The organism is Henriciella litoralis (assembly GCF_002088935.1).
GTDB classification, from domain to species: domain Bacteria; phylum Pseudomonadota; class Alphaproteobacteria; order Caulobacterales; family Hyphomonadaceae; genus Henriciella; species Henriciella litoralis.
Genome location: NZ_NCSS01000006.1, coordinates 2,953,855 through 2,976,803, shown reverse-complemented (window position 1 = coordinate 2,976,803; position 22,949 = coordinate 2,953,855). Strand labels below are relative to the sequence as shown.

The window sequence follows — 22,949 nt, the reverse complement described above, 5'->3', positions numbered from 1 at the left end:
CAGCGGCAACAGGCGGGAGGCACACTGCGGGGCACATGGACGGGTCATTCTATTCAGATGCGAACATCTGGCCGAAGGCGGAAAGCTATTCGGCCCAGCGACTGTTCGAGACCCGGTATGACGACCTGCTCCTGCTGGCCCGGCGCATCCGCCGGCGCAGGTTGGCAAGAGACACCTATTTGACCGGGGACTTGCTACACGATGCTTTCCTCAAGATGCAGCGGGAACAGGACTGGCGCGACGAGGAGCACTTCCTCGCATCAATGGCGCTGGCCCTGCGCCATGCCCTGATCGGCCATGCGCGCAACCGCAAGGCAGCCAAGCGCGGCGGCGGGCAGGCGGCGGTCTCGATCGATGAGGTCGACGTGGCCGATGATGCCGATGACGGCCATCTCGACCGCATCCTCGATGTCGAGGCCTGCCTCAGCGATCTGGCCGAGGACTCGCCACGCCTTGTTCGGGTGATCGATTGCCGCTTTTTCGCGGGATATACCGAGGATGAGACGGCGAGCCTTCTGGGCGTAACCTCGCGCACCGTGCGGCGCGACTGGGAGAAGGCGCGGGCCTATCTGAAATTGCGCCTCGATTACGCCCAGCTCTGATTAATGCGATCTGCTTTCCATGTCCTGATATCCGCGGCGCCTGCGTGGTCCTGTGTGAAGCAGGTCACAGAAGGACAGGGCGATGGCACCGACATGGAAACGCACACTGGCGCTAGCGGTAGGCGGACTTGCCGCCCTGTCGGGTCTGTCTCTCTCCGCAGGGGCGCAACAGGGACCGAGTGAACGGGACAAAAATCTGCTTGCGCATATGGCCATCGTGATGGACGAGGCCCCGCCTGCAGGGACGATTTTCCGGGATGGCGTCACGCCCGGTAGCCTGCGCCTGCAGGAGGCGCCGGAGGACACCTTTCTTGTCTACACCCAGCGGCTGATGACCCGTGTGAACTTTTCCCTCTGGCATCGACACGCGAACGGAGAGTTGTTCGCCGCCCCGATCTACGGAGAGACGCTGGGAAACCACCCGGCCGCGCATACACTCGCCATCCTGCGCGCCGGTGTGAAAAGGCCGACCGCCAGGGGCTGCTGGGGCGTCGAGCCCGTGGCGACGCCGTCGGGCCTGCCTTATTTACTGCTGCCGGAGACATGGCTGCGGGATGAGCCACCTTCCGTCCCCACGGCTTCGATCCCGATCCCTGCGCTGGACGCGGCGATGACGCTCGGTCGCATGCAAGCGGCGGTAGCCTGCGATGAAACGTTTGCAGGCGAGGACCTGACGGGGACGCCTTACCAGCGCGCGATGAACGAGATTGGCAGTGTGGAGGGGCTGATCGCGGCGCTCGGTAAACCGCAATTCGCAAGCGAGGCCAAATGGTCCTGGTATACGATCTTCAAGCGGCTCGATAAGGAGGTGAGAGCGCGCCAGGCAGTCGGCAAATTCGAAGAGGCCAACCGCTATCTTGAGACCTTCTTCGGGCGGCGCAATCTGTCCATGCCGCTGCTGGCGGAAGGGATGAACCCTGAATACGCGCTGTTCATGCTGGCCAATGTCGCAGACGATAATTTCCTGAAGGCCTATGACCAGTCGGCGAAAAGCCCGAACGATCTGGAAAGCGTCTGGACCTGGCTCGACGATTCCTATGTCACCGACGATGGGCCGGGCCAACTTGCCCGGCTTCTGGCGGTGACGCGCTGGGTTGGCGCGACGCGTGCGCTTTTTTCTGCCGGAACGCGCGACGACTGGCAGCTGGGGCTGAATGGCGTTGAGGACGAAGGCTGCCAGGAAGTTACGCTCTCCCTGCTCGGGCCTGTGGAGACGCTTTCCTTCTTCCTCCGGCCAACCGGCTCTCAGTGCGTGGTCGTCTCCTGGGACGGTGAGGGGCTGGACCCGCTCCTTCCGCCGGGTTTTGCCGTGCTGGCAGAGTCCAAGGATGCGGACGCGGCAGATCTCGATGGCCTCATCCTCGTCGCGGACCAGAGTTTTGAGCATGAGATTGACGGGGCCGAAACGGATGCCTCCCTGCCGGTCGAGAAAGCCACGCGGATTCGAAATGGTCTCGTGGTCGAGGATGCTCGCACTGGCGACGTGGTCAAGAACTGGGAGCTGCTGATGAACCCGGACGCCTCGTTCGAAGACGGCAAGATGACGCTGGTCTTCACCAATGCCCGTCGTGACGCGATTGCCGACACACGGCCTCTGGAGCTGACCGTCACGTTCGGCGAGGGGGTGCACAAGGCCGAGGCCGACCTGGACGTGACCACATTCGCGGAGAAGGACACGTATTGCGAACGCCCGCGCCAAGTCGTGCCGCCGCTGCCGAGCGGGCCGATGGTGCTGATGGAGACTGGGCGCACGGTGATGGGATATGAGGGCACCGGCTTCGACAAGGCGCCGACCTTCTCCGGCATTTTCCGCGTGGGCGGTGTGCAAGGACTGGACACCTGTTCGCGGGCGATGACGGCCCTTGGCGTGGGCACACTCGGCGAGGACATGGGCTTGATATTCGGCGGCATGCCCACGGGTGGTCTGCCTGAAGAGTCCCCGCTGAAGGTCTGTCAGGCGCGCATGGCGAGTGTGCAGGCCGGGGCGATGCAGGCGATGAAATCAGGCCAGTTATCTGGCGCGACGTCGGAATTCGAGCTGAATTTTGAGATGACCCCCGAGCAACGCCTGACAGGGCCGGGCACCTATCCGGCGCGCTTCTCGCTGGTCTACACCCAGCCGGACCTGGAAGCGCGCGGCTATTATGAACCGACCTATGCCGACGGGCGCGGCACGGTGACGGTAATCTCGCAAAGCAACACCCATGTGCGCCTGCGCTATGATGTGGAGTTGGACGATCCCGGCGAGCCCTGCGAGGCCCGCATCACCGGAAAGATCAGCGGTGAAGTGTATACTCCCTTCGCACTGGCCTCAGCAGAGGAAGCCTTCGCGTGGGCGATGCACCCGCGCGACGTGCTGGGCGAGAAGACCTGGAACGGCATGCCGGAAGCCGCAAAGAGCGAAATGCTGGCCGAATGGCAATCGGAGCGGAAATCCGAGCTGCGGTCGCCTTCATCCTACACCGCGCCGCAAATGGCAGAATCCGGGCTGGTCGCCGGCTGTTCGTTCACGGAAGCGGACATCGATGCCATCATCGAGAAACAGCTCGAAGGCGTGCCGGACGAACTCTATCAGTCCTTCTATGACCTGTATGCGGAGATAAAGGACCCTGCCTATCCGCCTGAGTTGATCTGCATGATGAAGGATGAGGTACTCGGGAAAAACTGAGGCAACGCCTAGCTCACGGATTGTGCGATCGCGTTTTGCGAGCCGAGCTTCAAGACAGGAAAGGTGAAGGTGCAAGGATGCAGCATCAGGACTGGTCGAAGGTCGCCGAGGTTTTCTCGCAGGTGGTGGAATTGCCCCCGGCGGAACAGGCTGACGCCATTGCAAGCGCGGAACTTACGGTTGCACAGCGCGACAGGCTGAACCGGCTTTTGACCTCTCATACGCGTTCGACCGGCTTTTTTGAGACCGGCGGGGCGACACCGACCGGACTGGTCCTGCTCTCGCCGGGTGACATGATCGGCAACTGGCGCGTCGAGGCCTTCCTGGGCGCGGGTGGAATGGGCGAAGTCTACCGCGTGGAGCGCGCGGATGGTCATTACAGCCAGACCGGTGCCTTGAAGCGCATCGCGCATGCCGACCGCGAAGCGTTCGAGCATTTCAGCCGTGAGCGTCAGGTGCTCGCCCGGCTGGAACACCCCAATATCGCGCGCCTTATCGATGGCGGGGTCGCCGAGGACGGCACGCCCTTTCTCGTGATGGAGATGATCGAGGGCGAGACGCTGGCCGGGCATGCCGCCCGCGAAGGGCTGTCGCGGGAAGCGGTGCTGACTGCTTTCCTGAAGGTGTGCGAAGCGCTCTCGCACGCGCATGGCCGGCTGGTCCTGCACCGTGACATCAAGCCATCCAACATCATGGTCACGCGCGAAGGCGTGGTGAAGGTGATCGATTTCGGCGTGGCGGGCCTGGTCGACGAACTCAGCGGTTCAGTGCGCGCGCCGATGACGCTGGCCTATGCCGCGCCGGAACAGCTTGCCGGGGAGGCGGCGTCCGTGGCGAGCGACGTGTTCGGCCTCGGCGCGACGCTGCACGAGCTGCTGACGGGAGAGCCGCCAGCCAGAAACGGCGCCTCTGCTGTCGTGAAAAAAGGGGCGCTGCCCCGCGATCTTCAGGCGATCCTGGCCCGCACGCTCGCTGACGATCCCGCCGCGCGATACGCCTCGGCGGGCGCGCTGCCTGGCGACATCGAACGCTTTCTCTGGAAGGAGCCAGTCGAGGCGCGTGGTGGCGGGGCGGGCTACCGGATTAGCCGGTTCGTCGCCAAGTACCCTGTCGGCGCCCTGCTCGGCATCGGCCTGGTCGCCGCGCTTGCTCTTGGGGTTGTGGGCACGACGACCATGATGCTGCACGCGCAGGACGCGCTGAAAGAGCGCGACCTTGCCTTCAAGCGATCGCAGGCTGCGAGCCTGCGCGCCCAGGCGGGCCGCAACACGCTGCGCACCATCATCGTGCGCGCAACAGAATCCACCGGCGAAGCCAGCACCACAATCCCTTCCCTTATCGAGCAGGAGATTGAAACCGAGGCATCGCGCTTCACCGACGTGCCGGACCTTGCCGGGCCGCGCCTGTTTGCGCTCGCGCAGCTCAGCGAGCAGCGCGGCGACCTGCGCCTACTATTGAAGGCGCTGCAGCCGCAGGCGGACAATCCGGACGTGGTAACGCCCGTCTCGTCCATCATGCTGCTCTACTATGGCACCTTCTCCACCTTCACAGGAGACTATGAAGGCGCGCGGGCCGCGCTGGTTCGCTCGATCACGCTGATGCAGAAGGATCCTGATTTCTACGCCGAGGATCTGCTCGTCGCGCGCGGGCAGCTCGCCGAGATCGACGGTGATGTTGAGACCATGGACGCGGTGGTGGACGAGGTCATCGCTCTGACCGCCAGTTTCGATCTCTCCACGGATGAGCGGCGCATTCGCTACGTCTATCTCAACGAGTTCGCCAGCTATTGGTCTATTATGCTCGACACCCGGCCGCGCACCATCGCTATGCTGGAAAGCGCTTTGGAGGTGAACAGCCAGGTGCGCGGGCCGCAGGAGGTCAAGGATTCTACCCTTCTGAACAACCTGGTGGGCCAGTACCTTCGCTCGAAGGACTATGAAAACGCCATGGCTCTGAATGACCGGCTGATCGCTTATCTCGAAAGTGAGGTCGGCCCCAGCGTAGACCTTGGCCTGGCCTACCGCATGGGCGCGATGGCGATGACCGAGCAAGGCGACCAGGATGGCGCCATCGCCGCCTTCGAGACAGCGGCGGACTTGTTCCGCAAATATGATGTCGAGAACAGTGACATCTTGTTTTACACCGAACTGGACATCGCCCGCTCGCTCGCCCGCAAGCGCGAGACAGAGGCCGCCTTCGCCATGATCGAGGAGACCGTGGCGCGCAATCAGGGCCTGATCGACGACGTGCCGGTCATCAAGGGACAGTACCTCCTGAAGCTCGGCCAGACGAAACTGGCCGCGGGCGACAGCGAGGGCGCGAGAGCCGACTTCGAGCAGTCGCTGGCCGTATTGACCGAAGACGGCAGCCGCCCGGATCTGATCGGCATTGTCACCGCACAACTGGAAGAAAGTTAGGCGCGAGGCTAGCGGCTATGAGGCTCTGGCCTGAAGGCCCGGAAGATCGATGCACCGGGAGACCCGCTTCGCGCGAGACTGACAACACCGCCATTCTATTCTGCATGCAGCCTCAGCTACGGCGCCCAACTGTTGCTTGGCGCATGTGCCGGCGCGGCGTGCTGCCGACTACGCGCTTGTAGGCAGTGCTGAACGCGCTTTCTGATTCATACCCGAGCGAGCGGGCGACGGCGCCGATGGCGTCGCCGCGCGACAGGCTACGGCCGGCGAGCAGCATTCGCCAGCGGGTGAGATATTCGATCGGTCCTTCGCCCACAAATTGTTTAAAGCGCGCCGCGAAACTGGATCGCGACATGCCGATTTCGGCGGCAAGTGTTTCTACTGTCCAGCGCCGCGCCGGTTCACGATGGATTGCGGCAATCGCCGCCCCGATCTGCCTGTCAGAGAGCGCAGACAACCACCCGGCGTCGGTGCCTTCGCCCAAATAAAGGCGCAACGCTTGGACGAAGATCATGTGGGCGAGGTGCTGTGCGATCAGGACGCTACCCGGCTGGGCCACCGCCAGTTCCTGGCGCATCCGATCAAAGGCCCAGCGTAAACTCACGCGATCGGTCTTGCTGTGCAGGTGGACAATCGGCGGCAGCAGCCCGAGCAACATCTCTGAGTGCGCCCCGGCGAACTGGAAATGGCTGCCGAGCACCGTGACCCCGCCGCCGCCGTTCAACCTGACAACCGCCCCTTCGGGGGAGCCCACGAAATAAGGCCGGTAATCCTCGGCCGGCAGGGTCGGATCACTCGCAACCTGGAACGGCCGGCCGTGCGGCAACAGGAAGCAGTCGCCTTCCTCAAGCAGCAAAGGCGGACCTGCCTCTTCGACCGTGATCCAACAGCTGCCTGCGGACAGGGCGTAGCATTTGATCGCATCGTCATAGGCGCCGAAACGGATCGACCAATTGCCGCCCGCCTCGAAGCCACCGACACGGTAGCTTCTTGGTTCCAATAGAGCGAGGACATCGGATAGCGGATCCATAGCTGGACGATCTCCAACGAAAAACGGATGATGGAGCATAGATCGTCCAAAAACAATCATCCATGATCATGCCAAATAGTGCCTGTGACCTCGGTGCCTGATTAGGAAGATCGACAATGAGTTTTCAAATATTGGCGTACATCACGGCGGGCGCTGCGTGCCTTCTGGGGTTGCGCTTCATCTTCGCGGGCGCAGGCGTCCTCAAGGAGTGGGATGTTGAGGTCACCGCTGGCGCCCTCATCCTCTTTCGCCGGCTGGGCGTGATCTATCTCGGCCTCGCCGTGATCTTTCTGTTGGGACGCAATGCGGCTCCCTCGGATTTCCGCTCAGCGATGTGTCTGGTCATGGCCGGTGCGGTCGCGGTTCTTGCGTCAATGGGGCTATTCGAATTCCTGTCGCGACGCGCCGGTGCCGGCATCTTCCGCTCGGTCGTGGGCGAGGCGGTGCTGTCAGCGGCTTTCATTTGGCAATGGTGGAGCGGAAGTTGACCGCCCGCTTGTGATCACCCAGCATTTTAAACTGAGCTAACCTCATGAAGCGCGTTCAATATCATCGCTTTGGCGGCCCCGAAGAGCTGCAGCTCGAAGATGTCGCCCAGCCAGAGCCCGGGCCCGACCAGATCCGCGTGCAAGTCAGGGCAGCTGCTGCCAACCCAATGGATTGGAAGATTCGTCGCGGCGAAATGAAGATGCTCTCCGGGTCCCGGTTTCCGCGCGGGCTGGGCCATGATTTCGCCGGGATCGTCGGTGCCGTCGGTCCAGGCGCCTTCGCCGAGTCAGTGATTGCAGAGGAGAAGAATACCGCCCTCAAGCCGCTGGCGATTTCGTTCGAGCAGGCGGCTGCATTGACGTTGGTCGCCGTGACCGCATGGACCGGGATGGTGCAGAAGGCGCAGGTGAGCGCGGGCCAATCGGTGTTCATCGCCGGGTGCCTGGGCGGCGTTGGCCGTGCCGCGGTGCAGATCGCCCTCATGAACGGGGCGGGGATCACCGGGAGTTGCAGCGCGGCCGGGCGCGAGGAAGCTCTGGCTTTGGGCGTGAGCGAGGTTGTCGATTACCATGAGTTCGACTTCGCGCGATACCGGAAGCGCTTTGACGTGGTGTTCGATACTGCGGGAAAATTGTCGCTCAGCCAATGTAGCGTGATGCTCAAGCGGCGTGGCCGATCGCTGCATATCGTCCCGACAATGGCCAAGATAATCGGCAGTCTGCTCTCGTCGCGGCACAGCCTGGTATTCGGCAACCCGACCCTGGAAACACTCACCAGCGTCACCATTGCATGCGAAAGAGGCCAACTCATCCCTGACATCGGCCGGATCGTGCCGCTGTCCGAAGCAATTCCGACCATCGTCGAGCTCGAGAAAACAGGGTTGCCCAAAGGAAAGCTGGTGGTCGTCCCCGGGGGGCGGACAGGCGCGGGGCGCTTGGGCTTTATTTTTGCTGATTGGACAGACTGATAATCTTGTGTCGGGCTGGTCATGCGTCCGGCCCTCCATCGAGATCAAGTGCTTGAAGTTGCGTGTTCCAGTCTGATAGAGTTTGGAAAAGGACGTTCGAAGATTCTCCTTCGATGTCCGCCACACAGTCCCTGATTTGAAGACCAGATCTCGGATTTCCCCAAATCGCCCGCCACTGGCGATGGCACCTCGATGAGGTGTTTGTGAAGATCAATGGCAAGACCCACTACCTTTGGCGCGCTGTAGGTTACGAAGGCGACGTTCTGGACAGTTACGTCACCAAAACTCGAGACAAAACAGCAGCTATGAAGCTCCTGCGAAAAGCGATGAAGCGCTACGGCTCGCCGCTTGAGGTCGTCGCCGATCACCACATCAACCGCCGGCAGACTTTTAAATCACAACGTGACGCCGCTCTCCTCGAATGGCGCCAGCTTCTGGCCGCTTTAGAGGGTCTATTCGTCAGATAGCAGAGACGAGTTTGCGTTTGTCTGGCGATACCCGCCAAAGTCGTCCGGCGTGGCTTCGCAGCTTGCGGAGACGAACCTGCTCTGAGGACCGTCTCCGAAATCGGCCTGTAACCTAGAACTTCATGTTCACGCTAACGCCGTAGGTTCGCGGTTCGATGTAGCGCTGTTGCAGTCTACTGGTGATGAATTGAATATACCGGGTCTCATCCAGTTCTCTTTCATCGGTCAAATTCTTTGCCCAGAGATAGATGCCGTAATTTCCGTCCGGCGATTCATACCCCGTGCGGACATTTATAAGCGAGTAGCCAGGTAGCAGGTCTGCCGGATCATTCGTGGAGCCGTCCGCGCCGTACCGTTCGCTTTTGTAGTTGTAATCAAGGCGTGAGCGCCATTGGCCCTGATTAGGCAACGGGACATCATAGCCAACTGCCGCATTGATCGTCCATTTCGGGGCGAGCGGCACGCGATTGCCAGTCGCGTCGGTTCGCCGGTCAATCACACCATCATTGTCGTCGCCAAAGCTGCCAGCGGGACGCTGGAGCGGCACACCCTCAAAGGAATCGTAGGTGGAATCGACATATCCGATGCCGAGGGCCACAAGCAGCGGGTCGGTGGGTCTCGCGGATAATTCCAGCTCAAACCCCTTGGATTCGACGCTGGCCGCGTTTTTCAGGACATTGGTGCCAATCGTTCCGACGGTCGGGTCGAAGACACGAACCTGAAGGTCGTCATAGTTCAGCAGGAAGACAGCGCCATTGAGCTGCACCATGCCATTGAACAGGCGGGTCTTCATGCCCGCTTCATAGCTGGTTACAGATTCTGGATCGACGGTCAGATCGTTGGCAAGAATACCGGTCGTGATGTTACCGCCGACATTGAATGCACCCGACTTGTAGCCGGTTGCCACGCTCCCATAGGCCATAATGTCATCGGTGAACTGGTAGCGCAGGCCGGCAGTGTATGAGATGTCGCTATCCTGGATATCCTCATCGATATCCGCCTGGCCGAATGGCACACCAAAAGCTGGCAGGATCGCCGCCGGATCAGAGGTCTGCAGCGCTTCCAGTTCCTTTGTTTCATCTGTGTAACGCAAGCCACCAAACAGTGTGAAATCGTCGGTGACACGGAAGTTTGAGTGAAAGAATGCCGCATAACTTTCGACATCGACATCATACTGGAAATTCGCAAAGCCAACGAGCGCCGGAATCCAGGTCGGCAGAACCTCTGCAACTTCATCACGGCTGTTGGCCTGCTTGAAGTAATACAGACCAGCCACATAATCGAAGCGATCATACTCAGGCGATGCCAGACGCAGTTCCTGGGTGAACAGATTTTGCCCGACCACCATCTTGTTGCGGTTGTAGCCGCCAAAGTCTGATCCATCGACGTCTCTCGGCGCATTGATCTTGTCGTCGCGATAGCCCGTAATCGAAGTCAACGAGAATCCGTTCTCGAACTCGTGCTCGACCGTCAGCGATGTACCAAATGTCTGTAGATCATTTCGATCGACGAAGTCGCGATACACTGTGAATGGCTCATCATCTCCGGTGTAATTGGTGAAGCCAATATCCGCGTTCTCCGCCTCGTAGTGGCGTGAAACGGAGTGGCGATGATCGACTGAGAGATACACACCTGTATTGGGCGTTGGCGTGTAGCCGACCAGGAGGCGACCGTTGAAGTCATCAATATTGGCGAGATCTACCCCCAGGGTCTTGTTCTTTACATACCCATCGCGTTCGGTACCCGACAGCGCCAGACGGAAAGCGAGTTTGTCTTCAACGATCGGGACATTGACGCTCGCCCTGACACGTCTCAGATCGTAATTGCCGATTTCGGCAGAGACCTGTCCCCCGAATTCATTGTCGGGCCGTTTGGACACAATGTTGAGCGCGCCTGCGATCGTGTTCTTTCCGAAAAGTGTTCCTTGCGGCCCCCGCAAGACTTCGACGCGCTCAATCTCGCCGAGATCCTGATTGACCGAGAAATGCTTGCCCATATAGACGCCGTCCAGATAGACGCCGTAGCCATTGTCAAAGCCGATCTGCAACGGCTGGGCCTGCTGAAAAACGCCCCGGATCGAGATATCGGCGCCGCCGCCTTCACGGCTTGAAGGATAGACGAGGTTCGGAATGGAGTTGGCCAGGTCCTGCAGGTTCTGTGAGCCGGTCGCTTCGATCTGTGCTTCGCTGAACGCCGAGATCGAGATCGGCACGTCCTGAAGGTTTTCTTCACGCTTGGTCGCCGTAATGGTCACTGTCTCCAGGGTGCGCGATTGCTCCGTATCCTGATCAGCCTCCTGCGCGTGGACCGCGCCGGTTGCACCAGCCATAGATGTCGCGATCCCTACGAGTATCGCTCTCTTCCACTTTGATTCTCTCAATGCTTCCTCCGCATGGCGCCATTTTATTGATGGTGGGGTCTGGCGCACTTCTCCAAATTTCGAGCCGACAAGCTCACAGCGCAGATGCTGCCGCCTGGTCTGTCAAAGACAGGCAACGTTCGGGAGGTCACGATTCACAGATGTCGAAGGTGCACTTTTAACAAGCACAAACCCCTCCCTGTCATCCGGTCTCTGTTCGCCGGTTGATGTGAGTATTGTCGAGCCACCGATATTCCGAAACAGAAGATGATTGCGTGGGGACATAGCCTTAGTCTATGCTTTTTGAGAATTTCGGCTTTGAACGGCCCTGGATTGCGAGACCGCGAAATGGATCTTCATCACCTGCGCCTTGTCGCGGAAATCTGTGAGCGTGGCAGCATTGGCAAGGCGGCGCAGACACTTGGCGTTTCACAGCCGACACTGAGCAAGACTCTCGCTCGTCTTGAGGATCAGCTCGGTCAGGTCCTCTTTCAACGCGGGCGCGGAGGGTCGGCAACACCAACGATATTTGCAACGCACATAAGCGCGCGTGCCCGCGAAATTCTGCGCTGGTCGGATCAGCTCGCCCGAGAAGTCGAACTTCTTGCCGGCGGAGAAGTCGGCCGCGTTCGAATGGGCATCGGGCCCGGCGCGAAGGCATTGCTGATGCCGGAACTGGTCACGAAAATTCTGACCCGCTTTCCCAACCTGCATCTCGACGTCGACGTGCTTGCCTCTGACGAACTGTATGACAGACTGATTTCACGCCAACTCGATCTTGTCGTCGGACACTTCAGCCCCCTGCTGGACTTCCCCGACATGCGCGTGCTGCCGCTTGTGGATGAGCCTGGCTCCTCAATCGTTCGCGCCGACCATCCCTTGACCAAAATCGCAAACATCACCTGGCAAGACAGTCTGAATTATCCTCATGTTTCGACCGTTCGTTACAAGACTTACGCGCCGTACTTTTCAGAAGGCCTGCCCGCTGGGGCCGAACAAATCCTCACAACCGTCAGAACGTCGGATATGGAATGTGCACACAGGCTGGTCGAAGAGATGGACTTTGTCGCCCTCGCCTCCCAGCTCGTCTTTCGGTCTGATCTTCAGTCCGGACGCTTCGTGACCCTGCCGCTGCCTCGCCGATATCATTCAGCCTGCTCAGTCGCCGTCACCGATGAGGCAGCTCACTTTCCAGTCGTGCGCGGAATTATCGATCTCGTCCGCCAAGGGCTGGAAAAGGCTGGGCTCGAATTGTTGTCTTAGCGTTACCCTACTCCGATTGAGCCGTTTACGGAATGTAATCATCATACAGCCGGCATTGTCAGAAGAACTTGGCTTGTACCGCGGAGCCTAAGGGCCCTACCCTTCGCGGCATGACCAAGTCACCGTTCCGCTACTTCAAGACGTCGCCAGAGATCATCCAGCTTGCAGTCATGAGGTACATGCGCGCTTCGCTCTCGAAAAGCTGAGACAAGTTTGCATTAGTTAAACGACATCTTCGAAACGACTTTCAGGGGCGCAAGATGTGAATGAATTGATGCGTTATTTGCACCACAAATGAGCGCTGCCGGCTGCTAATCTGTTTTGGGAAAGAACTGACTCTGGAGCAGAATGACCGCGCCAAGAACTCTCTATGACAAGCTGGTCGACAGCCATACGGTCCGTACGATCGATGAGGCGAGCGGCGAGGTCCTGCTTTACGTCGATCGCACGGTACTCAACGAGTATACGAGCCCGCAGGCCTTTACTGCTCTGCGGGAGGCGGATCGGAAGGTGTTTCGGCCCGGCTCCGCCCTCGGGGTCATTGACCATGTGAACTCGACACAGCCGCCTGACATGACGTCGCCCGAGGACCAGTCCGACGATATTCAAATGTCGTATTTCGTACGCAACTGCCGTGATTTTGGCATTGAACTCTTCGATCTGTTCCACACCCAGCAAGGCATCGAGCATGTCGTGATGCCGGAGCTGGGCCTTGTGCTGCCGGGACTGGTTATCGCAGCCGGCGACAGCCACACCACGACTTACGGTGCTTTTGGAGCGCTCGGCTTCGGCATTGGAACGTCCGATATCGAACACTTCCTCGCCACACAGACTTTGCTCTATCGTCGCCTAAAGACGATGGAAGTCGCAATTAGCGGGACGCTTCCTATCGGAGTGACGGCGAAAGATATCGTGATGGCGGTCATCCGCGAGATCGGCGCCGATGGGGCGCAGGGTCATGCGGTTGAGTTCACTGGGACTGCGATCGAACACCTCTCCATCGAAGGGCGGATGACGATCTGCAATATGGCGGTGGAAGGCGGAGCCCGAGGCGCCTTGGTCGCGCCGGACCAGAGAGTCTTCGACTATATCGCCGGACGGCCCAGGGCGCCCAAGGCTGATGATCTCGCCTTGGCCTATCCCTATTGGAAGACGCTGAAGTCCGATCCTGACGTGCAGTTCGACCGGCGCATCGAGCTCGACGCGCAGACAATCCAGCCCATGGTCTCCTGGGGCACAAGCCCCGATCAGGCGCTTCCGATCGATGGCACGATACCCGACCCGGCGCTTGAGCCGACGCCGTCTCGACGCCGCGACGCCGAAAGAGCGCTCGAATATATGGGGCTCACGCCCGGCTCGCGCATGACCGACATCGCGATCGACCACGCCTTTATCGGGTCCTGCACAAATGCCCGCATCGAGGATTTGCGCGCCGCAGCTGCCATTCTCGACGGGCGCAAGGTGGCGGCCGGCGTCAAGGCGATCATCGTTCCCGGCTCGCGTGAGGTAAAACGCCAGGCCGAAGCGGAAGGCCTCGACCAGGTTTTTCTCTCGGCGGGTTTCGAATGGCGCCAGTCCGGCTGTTCGATGTGCCTAGCGATGAATGATGATGTGATCCCGGCCGGCGGGCGCTGTGCCTCAAGTACCAACCGCAATTTTGAAGGCCGTCAGGGTGCCGGCGCACGGACGCATCTTATGAGCCCTGCCATGGTTGCTGCCGCAGCTGTGGCCGGCCATCTCTGCGATGTCCGTGACTTCGAGGTGTCTTATGCGTCCTGACCCGTTCGACCACGTCTCCGGCACGATCGCGGCCCTTCCCGCCGCGAATATCGACACCGATGTCATCATGCCGAAGACGTTTCTGAAGGGTATCGACCGCAGCGGGCTGGAGCGCGGCGTGTTTCATGATTTGCGATTTGATGAGCGTGGTGAGCCGCGCCCGGACTTCGTCCTCAACCAGCCACCGTGGCGGAATGCCCGATTTCTGGTGACGGGCGCGAATTTCGGTTGTGGATCGAGCCGGGAGCATGCGGTCTGGGGCCTTCTCCAACTTGGTATCAGAGCGATCATCGCACCGTCCTTTGCTGGCATCTTCTTCGATAATTGTGCCCGAAACGGGCTGCTCGCCATCGAAGCTGCCGAAACAGATGTCGGTCATCTGACCGGCTGCGCCCAGGAGGCGCAAACAGTCACCATCAACCTGCCCGGCCAGGCGATCGAGACGCAGGACCGGACGCTGACTTTCGACATTAGCGAACAGCGCAAGACGATGCTTCTTCAAGGCCTTGATGCGGTCGGCATGACGCTGCAACGGCGCAAGGATATCGAAGCGTTCCAGGACCAGTATCTTGCTGACCGGCCATGGCTTGCCTGATCGAAACTGAGGAATTCAATACATGAACACCCCGCTCCGCAAAGTGGTCGTCACCCAGAAGTTCTTTGACGAAAAAGCCATCACCTATCTCAGGGATCGGAATATCGAGGTGAAGATTGCAACACTGCCGGACGGCAAGTCCGAAGCTGATCTTGATGTCGGCGATATCGAGAAACTGCTGGCTGGCGCTGGCGGCTGGATCGTTGGCCATGCGCGCATTACACGTGATGTCCTCGCTGCCCTGCCTGATCTTGCCGTGATTTCCCGGCGGGGCGTCGGCTATGAAAAGGTCGATACTGAAGCCGCGAAAGAGATGGGCAAGGTGGTTGCCATTGCAGCAGGTGGCAATGACGCTTCAGTCGCCGATCAGGTGATCGGCATGATGATCTCACTCGGCAGACGATTCGAGGAAGCTCGCCGGGCGATGGCGGACCGGAAATGGGGCATCCTTGTGGGAACGGAACTCCATCAGAAGACAGTCGGCATCTTCGGCTTCGGACGGATCGGGCGCAGTCTTGCAAAACGGCTGCAGGGTTTCGACGCCGATATTCTGGTCTGTTCGCCGCGCCTCGATCCGGCCGATATCGAGACCTATGGACTGAAACCCGTCGACTTTCAGACCCTTTTGAGAGAAGCCGACTACATATCCATTCACGCCCCTCTCACGCCCGAGACCAAGCACATGTTCGATGCTGACGCCTTCGAGACGATGAAGCCGACGGCAGTGTTGATCAATACAGCGCGCGGCGGCCTGGTAGACGATGCCGCCCTGCTACAGGCACTTGAGACCGGGCGCATCCTTGGTGCTGGTCTCGATGTCTATGAGAGCGAGAGCAATCCCTCCCTGAAGCCTGTCACTGACGCCCTGATCGCACGCCATGACGTCATCGCAGCCCCGCATGCAGGGGCATCAACGCACGAAGCGCTAGCGCGCACGAACATGATTGCCGCCGTCTGCGCGGCCGATGTGATCGACGGCCGCGACCCGCCTCGCCAATGCGTGATCGTCGACGGGCGCTGACAGGCGGCGGCGCGTCTCAGCGCCGGACCGGGGCTGCAGCGCCATGCTATTAAGCGATTTTCAGCCTCTATGCATCGCTCGACGGTACCACAGAGGCCCGCGCCTCCAGTAACTCACGGTCCTCTCTGTGCGCTTGCCGTGTCAGCGGATAGTTGCGGCACAGAAACGCGCACAGGGCGAAGACGAGGATCGGCGCAAGCGTGAAAACCATGATCAGCCCGATCCGGTGGCTCGGGTCGCCTGGCTCTTCGGGATTGAATCCGATCAAGGCCAGAAGCAGGAAACTGATCCCGATCGCCAGCGCCTGGCCGATCTTGTAGGCCGTGCTCATGAAAGCGAAATAGAAGCCGGCCTTGTTGACACCTGATCGTACATCCTCGCGATCCACCTGATCGGCCATCATCGACCGCAGAAGGGCCTGGGGCGCGCCGAAGCCGATACCCATGACAGCAATCATGGCAACAAACAGCCAGGTCGGCCCAAATAACAGCACCGGAATGATCACGATATTGCCGGTCAGCGAGTAGAGACAGGCAATCATCAGCGCAGTGTGCTTTTCCAGGCGCTTGCTGAACCACAGCCAGAGCGGGATACCGATTATCGAGGCGACGAAGAAGACAAGCAGGACGGTGCTCGCACCGTTTTCAAATCCGGCGATACCTCTCGCGACGAAGAGGAAGGTTGCAGCGGTAACGCCAACGCCGACACCGGTCGCGATCTCGATCAGGAGGACACGCCACAACGTCGAGTTCTTCAGGCTCGCCGCGATCTCTTTGAGGCTCATCTCCTGGCGCTCGACCTTGACTGGCGAGATCGTCTTGTCAGGGACAAACACGAAAGCCAGCACCACGGCGGCCGGGAGGGCAAGGATCAGGAACCAGCCCATAACCGAAACTTCGGTATAGGCATCGACCTCAAATCGCATACCGACGAGCGCTGGCAGGGCCAGGATGAAAATCGTCCCGCACGCATTGACGATTTCGCGGGCTCCGAACAGCCGCGAGCGGTCGTCATAGCCCGGCGCCAGGTCAGCGCCCCAAGCCTGGTGGGCTGTCTGCAGGAAGGTCCAGCCGGTGTAGATGATGAGCAGCTGCAGGAGCAGGAAACCCGCACTCGCCTGGCCGCCCCGTTCCGGCATAAACAGGAAGAAGGCGGTGATGCACATCATCGGAATGCTGACGGCGATCCACGCCTTCCGCCGGCCATGGCGCCACTGATACCGGTCGACAACGATGCCGACGATCGGATCCGAGATGACGTCCCAGACGCGGGCGATCATGAAGACGATGCCCACCGCCGCCAGACCAAGTCCGGCCTGGCTCGCATAAAGCGGCGGCAAGTAGGTCGTCACGGGCAAACCGACCGCAACAATCGGAAAGGTCAGGCTGCAATAGGCGAGCAGCCGAAAGAGCGGCAGGCGGCCTGATGGTTTGGTATCCTCGGACATAGGTTCTCGTTTCATTAAAAGGCCAACGAAGGGCTGTAGCGATCAGAATGGGGCCATCACACCGGGAACACGCGCCGATCAGCGACGTCTGAGGTGAGTGAGCGCTGTGCTGCCTGCCCCTGCTGGGCCATCGCTAGCTGTCAAAGCCAGGATTCTGCCGGCGAAGACGCCGCAAGAGGGCCGGCCAGACCAACATGTCCGCGGCCTTCGCCATGCTCTTCGATTGCTGTTCGACAACGTTCTGCACCTCGCCTTGCGGGGTCATCAGCCGGCTGCTCGCCTGCGCTGCGATCTGGATCGAGCAGGCGCGTTCGAGAAAGTACATGAAGGTGAACGCCGATCCGACGGAATCGCCGACAGCCATCGTGCCGTGATTGCGCAAGATCATGACACTGCTCTCGCCAAGGTCGGCGACAAGCCTTGGCCGCTCGTCATGGTCGAGCGCGATGCCTTCATAGTCATGGTAAGCGAGCTGGCCATTGAGCAACATCGATGTCTGATTGATTGGCAGCAGGCCTTCTTCCTGACAGGAGACGGCTACCCCATCCACCGTGTGTAGGTGCAGGACACAATTGGCGTCCTCGCGCGCGTCATGCACGGCCGAATGGATCGTGAAGCCGGCAGGATTTACAATCGCATCTGAGGCATCGACCCTCTGGCCGTCGAGATCGACCTTGACGAGGGAAGTCGCCGTGATCTCCTCAAACAGCCATCCATAGGGATTGATCAGGAAGTGGTGTTCTGGCCCGGGCACCCGAGCGGAAATGTGCGTGAAGACGAGGTCATCCCATCCGAACAGGGCGACCAACCGGTACGCGGCGGCGAGATCGCAGCGGATTTTCCATTCGGCTTCAGTGCAAGATGGCAGCTGGCGTTCAGCAAGTGCAGTCATGGTGTCGCTCCTGATTTGTATTCGAGTGGCGGCGTGCGGCAGATTTAGTCGAGATCGACATCCAGGAGCCGGACATATTGCTGGCCCGAATGCATGTCGCGCTCGACCATTCCGCCCTGTGGGGTCGCTCTTGGATAAGAGATCTTGATGAGGTGGAATTCGGGAACGTCTATCTTTTTAACGAGCGCCGCATCTGTTCCGTAAAGGCGACGAAAGGCTTCGGGGCCCAACGCTTGGCTGTCCTTGTATCTTTCGAAACTGTCAGCGCTGTCGAACCATATATCCATGGTCACCCAGAACGGGCCGGCCTGCTTCGATCTGATGTGCTCACAAACGTCACGTAGCTTGGTCACAGTGTTCGGCACCCTTTTCTCTCTATCCGGGACAGCGCTCATGGATTGATCCATCCTGTCCGCACAAGCTGCAGCGGATCATCAACTTCAACCACGTGATTGAGTTTGAACTCGTAGATCTGGCCTCGCGGAACATCGGCCGGCGTGAAGGCAAAACCATAACTTGGAAGCTCCTTCTCCATCACCGCCGGATAGTGAAAGAAGTAAGGATTGCAGGCATGCGCGATGGCGTTGGCAAGTTCCTGCGACCTCGCTGTTGCAACGAACAAAGCGCCGATCTCGCGCGGCGGCGGCGTGCCCTCCGGAACCGCAGCGCCGTCAACGGCATTCCAGCCATACATTCTGACCGAGATATTAAAATGGTCATGCTCTTCAGGCGGCATCGACTCGCGTGCCCTCGCATCGAGCGCAGCCAAGAACCGATCATGGAATCCGGACACGTCAGCCAGTACATCCGGATCCTGAATGCCCACGAGCATGATGGTTTGATACATCCCGCCCCCAGCGCCTTCGAGCTTCATCGTATAGGGCCGCTTCACCCATTGCGCACCGTGGACCCGGACCGCGCGATCGCCGGGCACTTGCTCATACGTCGCCCCCGTCACATCGAGCTGACCGCCCGGCTCGGTAAGGACGTAAGGATTGGTGTTCTCGTAAAGCATGTGAGCGCCAACGCTTTGCGGCGTACAGAGATTGTCCTGCGCAAGCGGCTCAACCTCGAAACCTTTGTGGCCGACTGTGAGAAGCACGCCGGCTCCATCCCGCTTGTCGGCGCATTGGGCACCGCATTCGCCAATCTTGCCGGCATGCCATGACGGCCCCCATCCTGCTCCCTTCCATATGGGAAAACTGGCCAGGACGGCGGGGTCCGTTGACCGGCCGCCCAGAATCACATCCGCCCCGGCTTCAAGCGCAGCGATATACGGCTCGACGCCCATCAGCGCGACGATGTGGTCGCATTCGTCGACAGTTTCGTCATCGAGCGGCCCAAGGGGGGGTAATGGCTTGATCTTACCTTCCCGGTTGAAGGTCTTGATGTCGGCGCAAGACTGCTCGCTGTACAGCAAGGCAATCTTGGGCGAGAGGCCGAGTTCGTCGACCACTTCCAGAAGAATGTCCCGGGTCCAGTCGACATTGAGATCGCCGCCAGCCTGGCCCGAGGTCCCGATAATGACCGGAATCCCAGCATTCGCATGGGCCCTCATCAGGATCGTCAGATCCCGCTTTACCGCCCCGCGGCTATTCTTGGATTTTCCAGTCGCGAGATAGGCTGCACCGCTGTCAGTTGAGCCGGCATCAGATGCGATGGCCTGAGCGCCTTGGGAAAGGCCGTACTCGACCTCGTCTTCGCGCACGCCCGCGCCTAGCGATCCGCACGGCACAAGCACTTTTACTGAAAAGCCGCTATCATTGGTCATTTTTGCTATCGGTCTCTAAAAAGCTATGGGAGGAAACGTTGCGGTGAGAGATCTTCTGATCCTGTTGTTTGCCTAGTAGTCCCAGGACAGCGTCACGCCGTAGGTTCTCGGTGGACTAAACGCCCCGAAATTGGCGCCAAGGAATACAGCCTGGAAGGTGCGTGTACGCTCATCCGTGAGGTTCTTGCCCCAAAGCGACACTTCCAGCCCGTTGCCAAAATTTCCCAGAATTGCGCGCGCATCGACGAAATGTGTCGGATCTCGCACTTCCGGAGGCTGGTTGCTGTTGTCGTCGAATATCTCGCTGGCATACCGGTAATCCGCCGCCAGCGTCAGATCGACCCCATTGGCGAATGTGTACACATAGGAGGGCGAGATCGTGAGCTTGTGTTCGGGTGTCCGAGAAATCCTGTTGCCCGAATAGTCGACACCGCCCTCTACGAACTCATCAAAGGTCGCATCCGTGTAGGCGTAGGCCACGGCCAGATTGAGGCCGTCAGCTGGCGAGACGGCAAGCTGGGTTTCATAGCCCTTGATGGTCGCTGCGCCTGCATTGTTTGTGACATTGATACCGTTGATGGTCTGGACCGTCTGAAGGTCGGTATAGTCGAGATAGAACAGCGTGTTGTTCCAGATCATCGCCCCGTCAAACAGCGTGCTCTTCTGACCGATTTCATACTGGATGGCCGACTCGGGCTCAAATGGAATGACAGCCTCGGCGGCCGTCGCCGGCTGATCCTGGAAACCGCCGCTCTTATAACCGCGGGAGATACTGGCATACAGCATATCATCAGGTGTGGCCTGGAACTCGAGACCGGCGCGATAGGTCCAGTCGTCGAAATCGGCCGAAGCGCTCGCCTCAAATATGTCGTCAGCACGAAGAGGCGCATCGCTATCGAGGTTCCCCACAGTGTAGGACTTCTCGTCCTTTGAATAACGCAGACCGCCGAAGATATTCCAGCGGTCGCCGACCGGAACGGAGACGTCACCGAAGACAGCATAGCTGTCGAGCTCGGCATGCTGATCGAAGACTTCTGTCAACGGGATCGGGGCGACGAGCGCAGAATCGAGCGTGAAGACGTCGAGCCGATCAACTTCGTGGGCATACCGGTAAAGCCCGACAACCCAATCAATATTGCTCGAAGGGAGGGAAGAAAGCCGCAATTCCTGACTGGAAAGTTCTGATTGCTCCCCGCTTACGTCTGGAGAGTCGCTGCTGATATCGACGCCGTTGAAACCGGGTGATGTCGGGTCAGGGTTCCCTCCATCAAAGTCGTAATTGAACCCGTAATCGAGGTCGCGATAGGAGGCGAGAAAGGTCAGTGTACCAAAGCTGAAGTCATTCGCGATCTCACCGCGTAGGCCATAGGTGTCACGATCCTGAAAGCCGACCCGTGAACCATAAGTCACGTCTGGATCGAAGTTTTGGCTGTAGAAATTCGAGAGCGGATCAGACGAATCGAGCTCGAGCACGTGATTGGCTGGGCCGGATGAGCGGTCCCTCGTGCCATCCAGCGTCAGATGCACACGCATCGTTTCGGTTGGCTCGGTATAGAACTGCACCCGCCCGCTCAGCGTGTCCTGATCCTCAACGTCCTCGTTCAGAAATCGGTTTTCTACATAGCCGTCATGACTGCGATAGGACCCGCTGACACGAACAGCGCTCGACCCGTTTGCAAATGGCAGATTGACGAAGCCGGCCCCGTCGAGCCGGTTGTAATTACCATAGGTAAGGCTTGTGCCGGCATCAAAGCCTTCAAGATCGGGCCGTTTGGTGATGACGTTGATCGCACCGCCCACGACGTTGCGGCCAAACAGCGTGCCTTGCGGGCCTTTGAGCACCTCGATCCGCTCCAGATCAAAAGCGTCGAAGGCGACCATGGCAGGCCGACCGAGATAAACTTCATCAAGGAAAACAGCCGAGCTGGGGTCACCTGCAGCGCCGCGATCAGATGAACCGATCCCTCGGATGAACAGGCGGGCCTGCGTGGCCGGAAATGCATCGAAGCTGAGACCCGGCGTGCGGCTCACAATGTCGTCGATCTGCTGGATGCGCGCATTCTTAATCTCTTCTGCACCAAAGGCGGTCACCGTGACTGGTACATCCTGTAGGCTTTCAGCCCGGCGCTGCGCCGTGATGGTGACAACGCCCAGACGCGCATCGCCCTCTTCTGCATCTTGCGAGTCAACTGCCTGTTGCGCCTGCGCCGGCATCGCCAGAGCTGCGCCCAATGCAAAAGAACACACCCCGGCCATAAGGCTCGTCGTTAGGGTCTTCATGTCTACTCCTCCCAGTCCGTTTTTCATCCGGTGTGTCGTCCACCGATGCGCGAGCCTAAAACCAGGAAGGCGAAAACCGCGTGGCAAGAATTTTACATTTTTGGAGAAAGTGTGCTGGCGGGGGATTGAGCCGTCAGAGTTGCCAGTCCAAGGGGGTTTGAGGCAGATTGGCCGACGGAGACCATGATGCACATCGCCGGACGCCTGAACTGGATCGAAGAGCTGCCGCAAGACGCGCAGATGGCCATACGTCAGCGTTTCGTGTATCGGAATTTGAGCGCGGGCGACGTGATCGGCGAAGCCGGCCAGCCTTCCGAAGGCATGTATCAGGTTCAGTCCGGCTATATCAAAATGCTAGCCGACCAGCCCGACGGCGAGCGCGCCCTGCTTCTCATCTACATGCGCGGCAATTGTTTCGGTGAATCCACAGTGATCGCGCAGCGCCCTCATCATCACACGACGGTGGCAGCCAGCGCGGCCCGCATCGCCTTTCTCAACCATGAGGACTTTCACGATCTCTACTGCCAGTACCCGTCCATCCCTGAAGCGCTTTGCCGAAAGTTCGCAACGGCCCTTAGCTCGATGATCTCGTTCAGAGAAACCCAATCTCAGGCGAATGTCGGTCAGCGCGTGGCCCGCGTGCTCTACAATTTGGCGGAAGTAAGTGATGCCCAGCAGGTCGGCCAGTACCGGGAAATCGATGTGCCGTTCACCATCGCCGACCTCTCGAGCTTTCTCGGTGTCACGCGCCAGACTGTGCAGAAGGAAATCTCCGCGCTCAAGAAGCGGAACCTGATCTACAAGCTTCACGGCACCTGGACGGTCAGGGATATGAGCCAGCTGAACAGCCTCACCTTCCAGAACGAGCCTGCACCCCACGCAAAGGACTGACGCCCTTCTGC

The 22,949-nt window shown here is 59.6% G+C and carries 17 protein-coding genes and 2 pseudogenes; 12 read left to right on the top strand and 7 right to left on the bottom strand.

Annotated features, from left to right (window positions below):
• Positions 1 to 35: 35 nt before the first annotated feature.
• The 3 genes from B8783_RS17960 (at position 36) to B8783_RS17950 (ending at position 5,687) form a co-directional block, all read left to right on the top strand.
• Positions 36 to 602: an ECF-type sigma factor gene (locus B8783_RS17960; protein ID WP_084421757.1), complete on the top strand. Its 567-nt coding sequence runs from the start codon at positions 36 to 38 to the stop codon at positions 600 to 602.
• Positions 603 to 684: 82 nt separating this feature from the next.
• On the top strand, positions 685 to 3,270 hold the full coding sequence (locus B8783_RS17955) for a hypothetical protein (protein WP_084421755.1): 2,586 nt from the start codon (positions 685 to 687) through the stop codon (positions 3,268 to 3,270).
• A gap of 77 nt (positions 3,271 to 3,347) precedes the next feature.
• The gene (locus B8783_RS17950) at positions 3,348 to 5,687 is read left to right on the top strand and encodes a serine/threonine protein kinase (RefSeq protein ID WP_084421753.1); all 2,340 of its coding nucleotides are present in this window, start codon (positions 3,348 to 3,350) and stop codon (positions 5,685 to 5,687) included.
• A 112-nt stretch (positions 5,688 to 5,799) separates the two neighbouring features.
• Here the strand turns inward: B8783_RS17950 and B8783_RS17945 are convergent, their stop codons facing one another.
• Complete coding sequence (locus B8783_RS17945) at positions 5,800 to 6,717, bottom strand: AraC family transcriptional regulator (protein WP_084421751.1); 918 nt, start codon at positions 6,715 to 6,717, stop codon at positions 5,800 to 5,802.
• Positions 6,718 to 6,833: 116 nt separating this feature from the next.
• On the opposite strand from B8783_RS17945, the gene B8783_RS17940 reads away from it, so the two are divergent.
• The 3 genes and pseudogenes from B8783_RS17940 to B8783_RS17930 form a co-directional block, all read left to right on the top strand.
• A complete protein-coding gene (locus B8783_RS17940; RefSeq protein WP_084421749.1) occupies positions 6,834 to 7,205 on the top strand; it encodes a hypothetical protein in 372 nt (123 codons plus the stop codon).
• Between the two features lie 44 nt (positions 7,206 to 7,249).
• A complete protein-coding gene (locus B8783_RS17935; RefSeq protein WP_084421747.1) occupies positions 7,250 to 8,173 on the top strand; it encodes an NADP-dependent oxidoreductase in 924 nt (307 codons plus the stop codon).
• A gap of 173 nt (positions 8,174 to 8,346) precedes the next feature.
• A pseudogene (locus B8783_RS17930) lies at positions 8,347 to 8,568 on the top strand (DDE-type integrase/transposase/recombinase); the annotation flags it as partial.
• 184 nt (positions 8,569 to 8,752) lie between these two features.
• Here the strand turns inward: B8783_RS17930 and B8783_RS17925 are convergent.
• Positions 8,753 to 10,969 carry a TonB-dependent receptor gene (locus B8783_RS17925; protein ID WP_084421743.1) on the bottom strand — a complete coding sequence of 739 codons (2,217 nt, stop codon included), beginning with the start codon at positions 10,967 to 10,969 and terminating at the stop codon, positions 8,753 to 8,755.
• A gap of 378 nt (positions 10,970 to 11,347) precedes the next feature.
• On the opposite strand from B8783_RS17925, the gene B8783_RS17920 reads away from it, so the two are divergent.
• The 5 genes and pseudogenes from B8783_RS17920 to B8783_RS17905 all read left to right on the top strand — a co-directional run bounded on the left by B8783_RS17920 (position 11,348) and on the right by B8783_RS17905 (position 15,657).
• Complete coding sequence (locus B8783_RS17920) at positions 11,348 to 12,262, top strand: LysR family transcriptional regulator (RefSeq protein ID WP_169711854.1); 915 nt, start codon at positions 11,348 to 11,350, stop codon at positions 12,260 to 12,262.
• Positions 12,263 to 12,372: 110 nt separating this feature from the next.
• Positions 12,373 to 12,459, top strand: a pseudogene (locus B8783_RS18890) (IS6 family transposase); the annotation flags it as partial.
• Positions 12,460 to 12,610: 151 nt separating this feature from the next.
• A complete protein-coding gene (gene leuC / locus B8783_RS17915) occupies positions 12,611 to 14,041 on the top strand; it encodes a 3-isopropylmalate dehydratase large subunit (protein WP_084421739.1) in 1,431 nt (476 codons plus the stop codon).
• Positions 14,031 to 14,636 carry a 3-isopropylmalate dehydratase small subunit gene (gene leuD / locus B8783_RS17910; RefSeq protein ID WP_084421737.1) on the top strand — a complete coding sequence of 202 codons (606 nt, stop codon included), beginning with the start codon at positions 14,031 to 14,033 and terminating at the stop codon, positions 14,634 to 14,636. Before leuC ends, leuD begins: the two co-directional genes overlap by 11 nt.
• Before the next feature lie 22 nt (positions 14,637 to 14,658).
• Positions 14,659 to 15,657, top strand: a complete 999-nt coding sequence (locus tag B8783_RS17905) for a phosphoglycerate dehydrogenase (RefSeq protein WP_084421736.1) — start codon at positions 14,659 to 14,661, stop codon at positions 15,655 to 15,657.
• Positions 15,658 to 15,724: 67 nt separating this feature from the next.
• Here the strand turns inward: B8783_RS17905 and B8783_RS17900 are convergent, their stop codons facing one another.
• From B8783_RS17900 to B8783_RS17880, 5 genes are all read right to left on the bottom strand, one after another.
• Entirely contained in the window at positions 15,725 to 17,104 is a 1,380-nt protein-coding gene (locus B8783_RS17900; protein ID WP_169711853.1) for an MFS transporter, read from the bottom strand.
• Positions 17,105 to 17,237: 133 nt separating this feature from the next.
• Positions 17,238 to 17,996, bottom strand: a complete 759-nt coding sequence (locus B8783_RS17895) for a class II aldolase/adducin family protein (RefSeq protein ID WP_084421732.1) — start codon at positions 17,994 to 17,996, stop codon at positions 17,238 to 17,240.
• Positions 17,997 to 18,040: 44 nt separating this feature from the next.
• Positions 18,041 to 18,349 carry a DUF4387 domain-containing protein gene (locus B8783_RS17890; protein ID WP_084422181.1) on the bottom strand — a complete coding sequence of 103 codons (309 nt, stop codon included), beginning with the start codon at positions 18,347 to 18,349 and terminating at the stop codon, positions 18,041 to 18,043.
• A gap of 38 nt (positions 18,350 to 18,387) precedes the next feature.
• The gene (locus tag B8783_RS17885) at positions 18,388 to 19,767 is read right to left on the bottom strand and encodes an acyclic terpene utilization AtuA family protein (RefSeq protein WP_084421730.1); all 1,380 of its coding nucleotides are present in this window, start codon (positions 19,765 to 19,767) and stop codon (positions 18,388 to 18,390) included.
• Positions 19,768 to 19,839: 72 nt separating this feature from the next.
• Complete coding sequence (locus tag B8783_RS17880; protein ID WP_084421729.1) at positions 19,840 to 22,047, bottom strand: TonB-dependent receptor; 2,208 nt, start codon at positions 22,045 to 22,047, stop codon at positions 19,840 to 19,842.
• Positions 22,048 to 22,230: 183 nt separating this feature from the next.
• On the opposite strand from B8783_RS17880, the gene B8783_RS17875 reads away from it, so the two are divergent.
• On the top strand, positions 22,231 to 22,938 hold the full coding sequence (locus B8783_RS17875; protein ID WP_084421727.1) for a Crp/Fnr family transcriptional regulator: 708 nt from the start codon (positions 22,231 to 22,233) through the stop codon (positions 22,936 to 22,938).
• The last annotated feature ends 11 nt before the right edge of the window (positions 22,939 to 22,949 follow it).

What these genes read in the sequence shown, in the direction of transcription:
- B8783_RS17960 (WP_084421757.1), top strand. Translation starts at nt 36, where the DNA reads ATGGACGGGTCATTCTATTCAGATGCGAACATCTGGCCGAAGGCGGAA.
- B8783_RS17955 (WP_084421755.1), top strand. Translation starts at nt 685, where the DNA reads ATGGCACCGACATGGAAACGCACACTGGCGCTAGCGGTAGGCGGACTT.
- B8783_RS17950 (WP_084421753.1), top strand. Translation starts at nt 3,348, where the DNA reads ATGCAGCATCAGGACTGGTCGAAGGTCGCCGAGGTTTTCTCGCAGGTG.
- B8783_RS17945 (WP_084421751.1), bottom strand. Translation starts at nt 6,717, where the DNA reads ATGGATCCGCTATCCGATGTCCTCGCTCTATTGGAACCAAGAAGCTAC.
- B8783_RS17940 (WP_084421749.1), top strand. Translation starts at nt 6,834, where the DNA reads ATGAGTTTTCAAATATTGGCGTACATCACGGCGGGCGCTGCGTGCCTT.
- B8783_RS17935 (WP_084421747.1), top strand. Translation starts at nt 7,250, where the DNA reads ATGAAGCGCGTTCAATATCATCGCTTTGGCGGCCCCGAAGAGCTGCAG.
- B8783_RS17925 (WP_084421743.1), bottom strand. Translation starts at nt 10,969, where the DNA reads ATGGCTGGTGCAACCGGCGCGGTCCACGCGCAGGAGGCTGATCAGGAT.
- B8783_RS17920 (WP_169711854.1), top strand. Translation starts at nt 11,348, where the DNA reads ATGGATCTTCATCACCTGCGCCTTGTCGCGGAAATCTGTGAGCGTGGC.
- leuC (WP_084421739.1), top strand. Translation starts at nt 12,611, where the DNA reads ATGACCGCGCCAAGAACTCTCTATGACAAGCTGGTCGACAGCCATACG.
- leuD (WP_084421737.1), top strand. Translation starts at nt 14,031, where the DNA reads ATGCGTCCTGACCCGTTCGACCACGTCTCCGGCACGATCGCGGCCCTT.
- B8783_RS17905 (WP_084421736.1), top strand. Translation starts at nt 14,659, where the DNA reads ATGAACACCCCGCTCCGCAAAGTGGTCGTCACCCAGAAGTTCTTTGAC.
- B8783_RS17900 (WP_169711853.1), bottom strand. Translation starts at nt 17,104, where the DNA reads ATGTCCGAGGATACCAAACCATCAGGCCGCCTGCCGCTCTTTCGGCTG.
- B8783_RS17895 (WP_084421732.1), bottom strand. Translation starts at nt 17,996, where the DNA reads ATGACTGCACTTGCTGAACGCCAGCTGCCATCTTGCACTGAAGCCGAA.
- B8783_RS17885 (WP_084421730.1), bottom strand. Translation starts at nt 19,767, where the DNA reads ATGACCAATGATAGCGGCTTTTCAGTAAAAGTGCTTGTGCCGTGCGGA.
- B8783_RS17880 (WP_084421729.1), bottom strand. Translation starts at nt 22,047, where the DNA reads ATGAAGACCCTAACGACGAGCCTTATGGCCGGGGTGTGTTCTTTTGCA.
- B8783_RS17875 (WP_084421727.1), top strand. Translation starts at nt 22,231, where the DNA reads ATGATGCACATCGCCGGACGCCTGAACTGGATCGAAGAGCTGCCGCAA.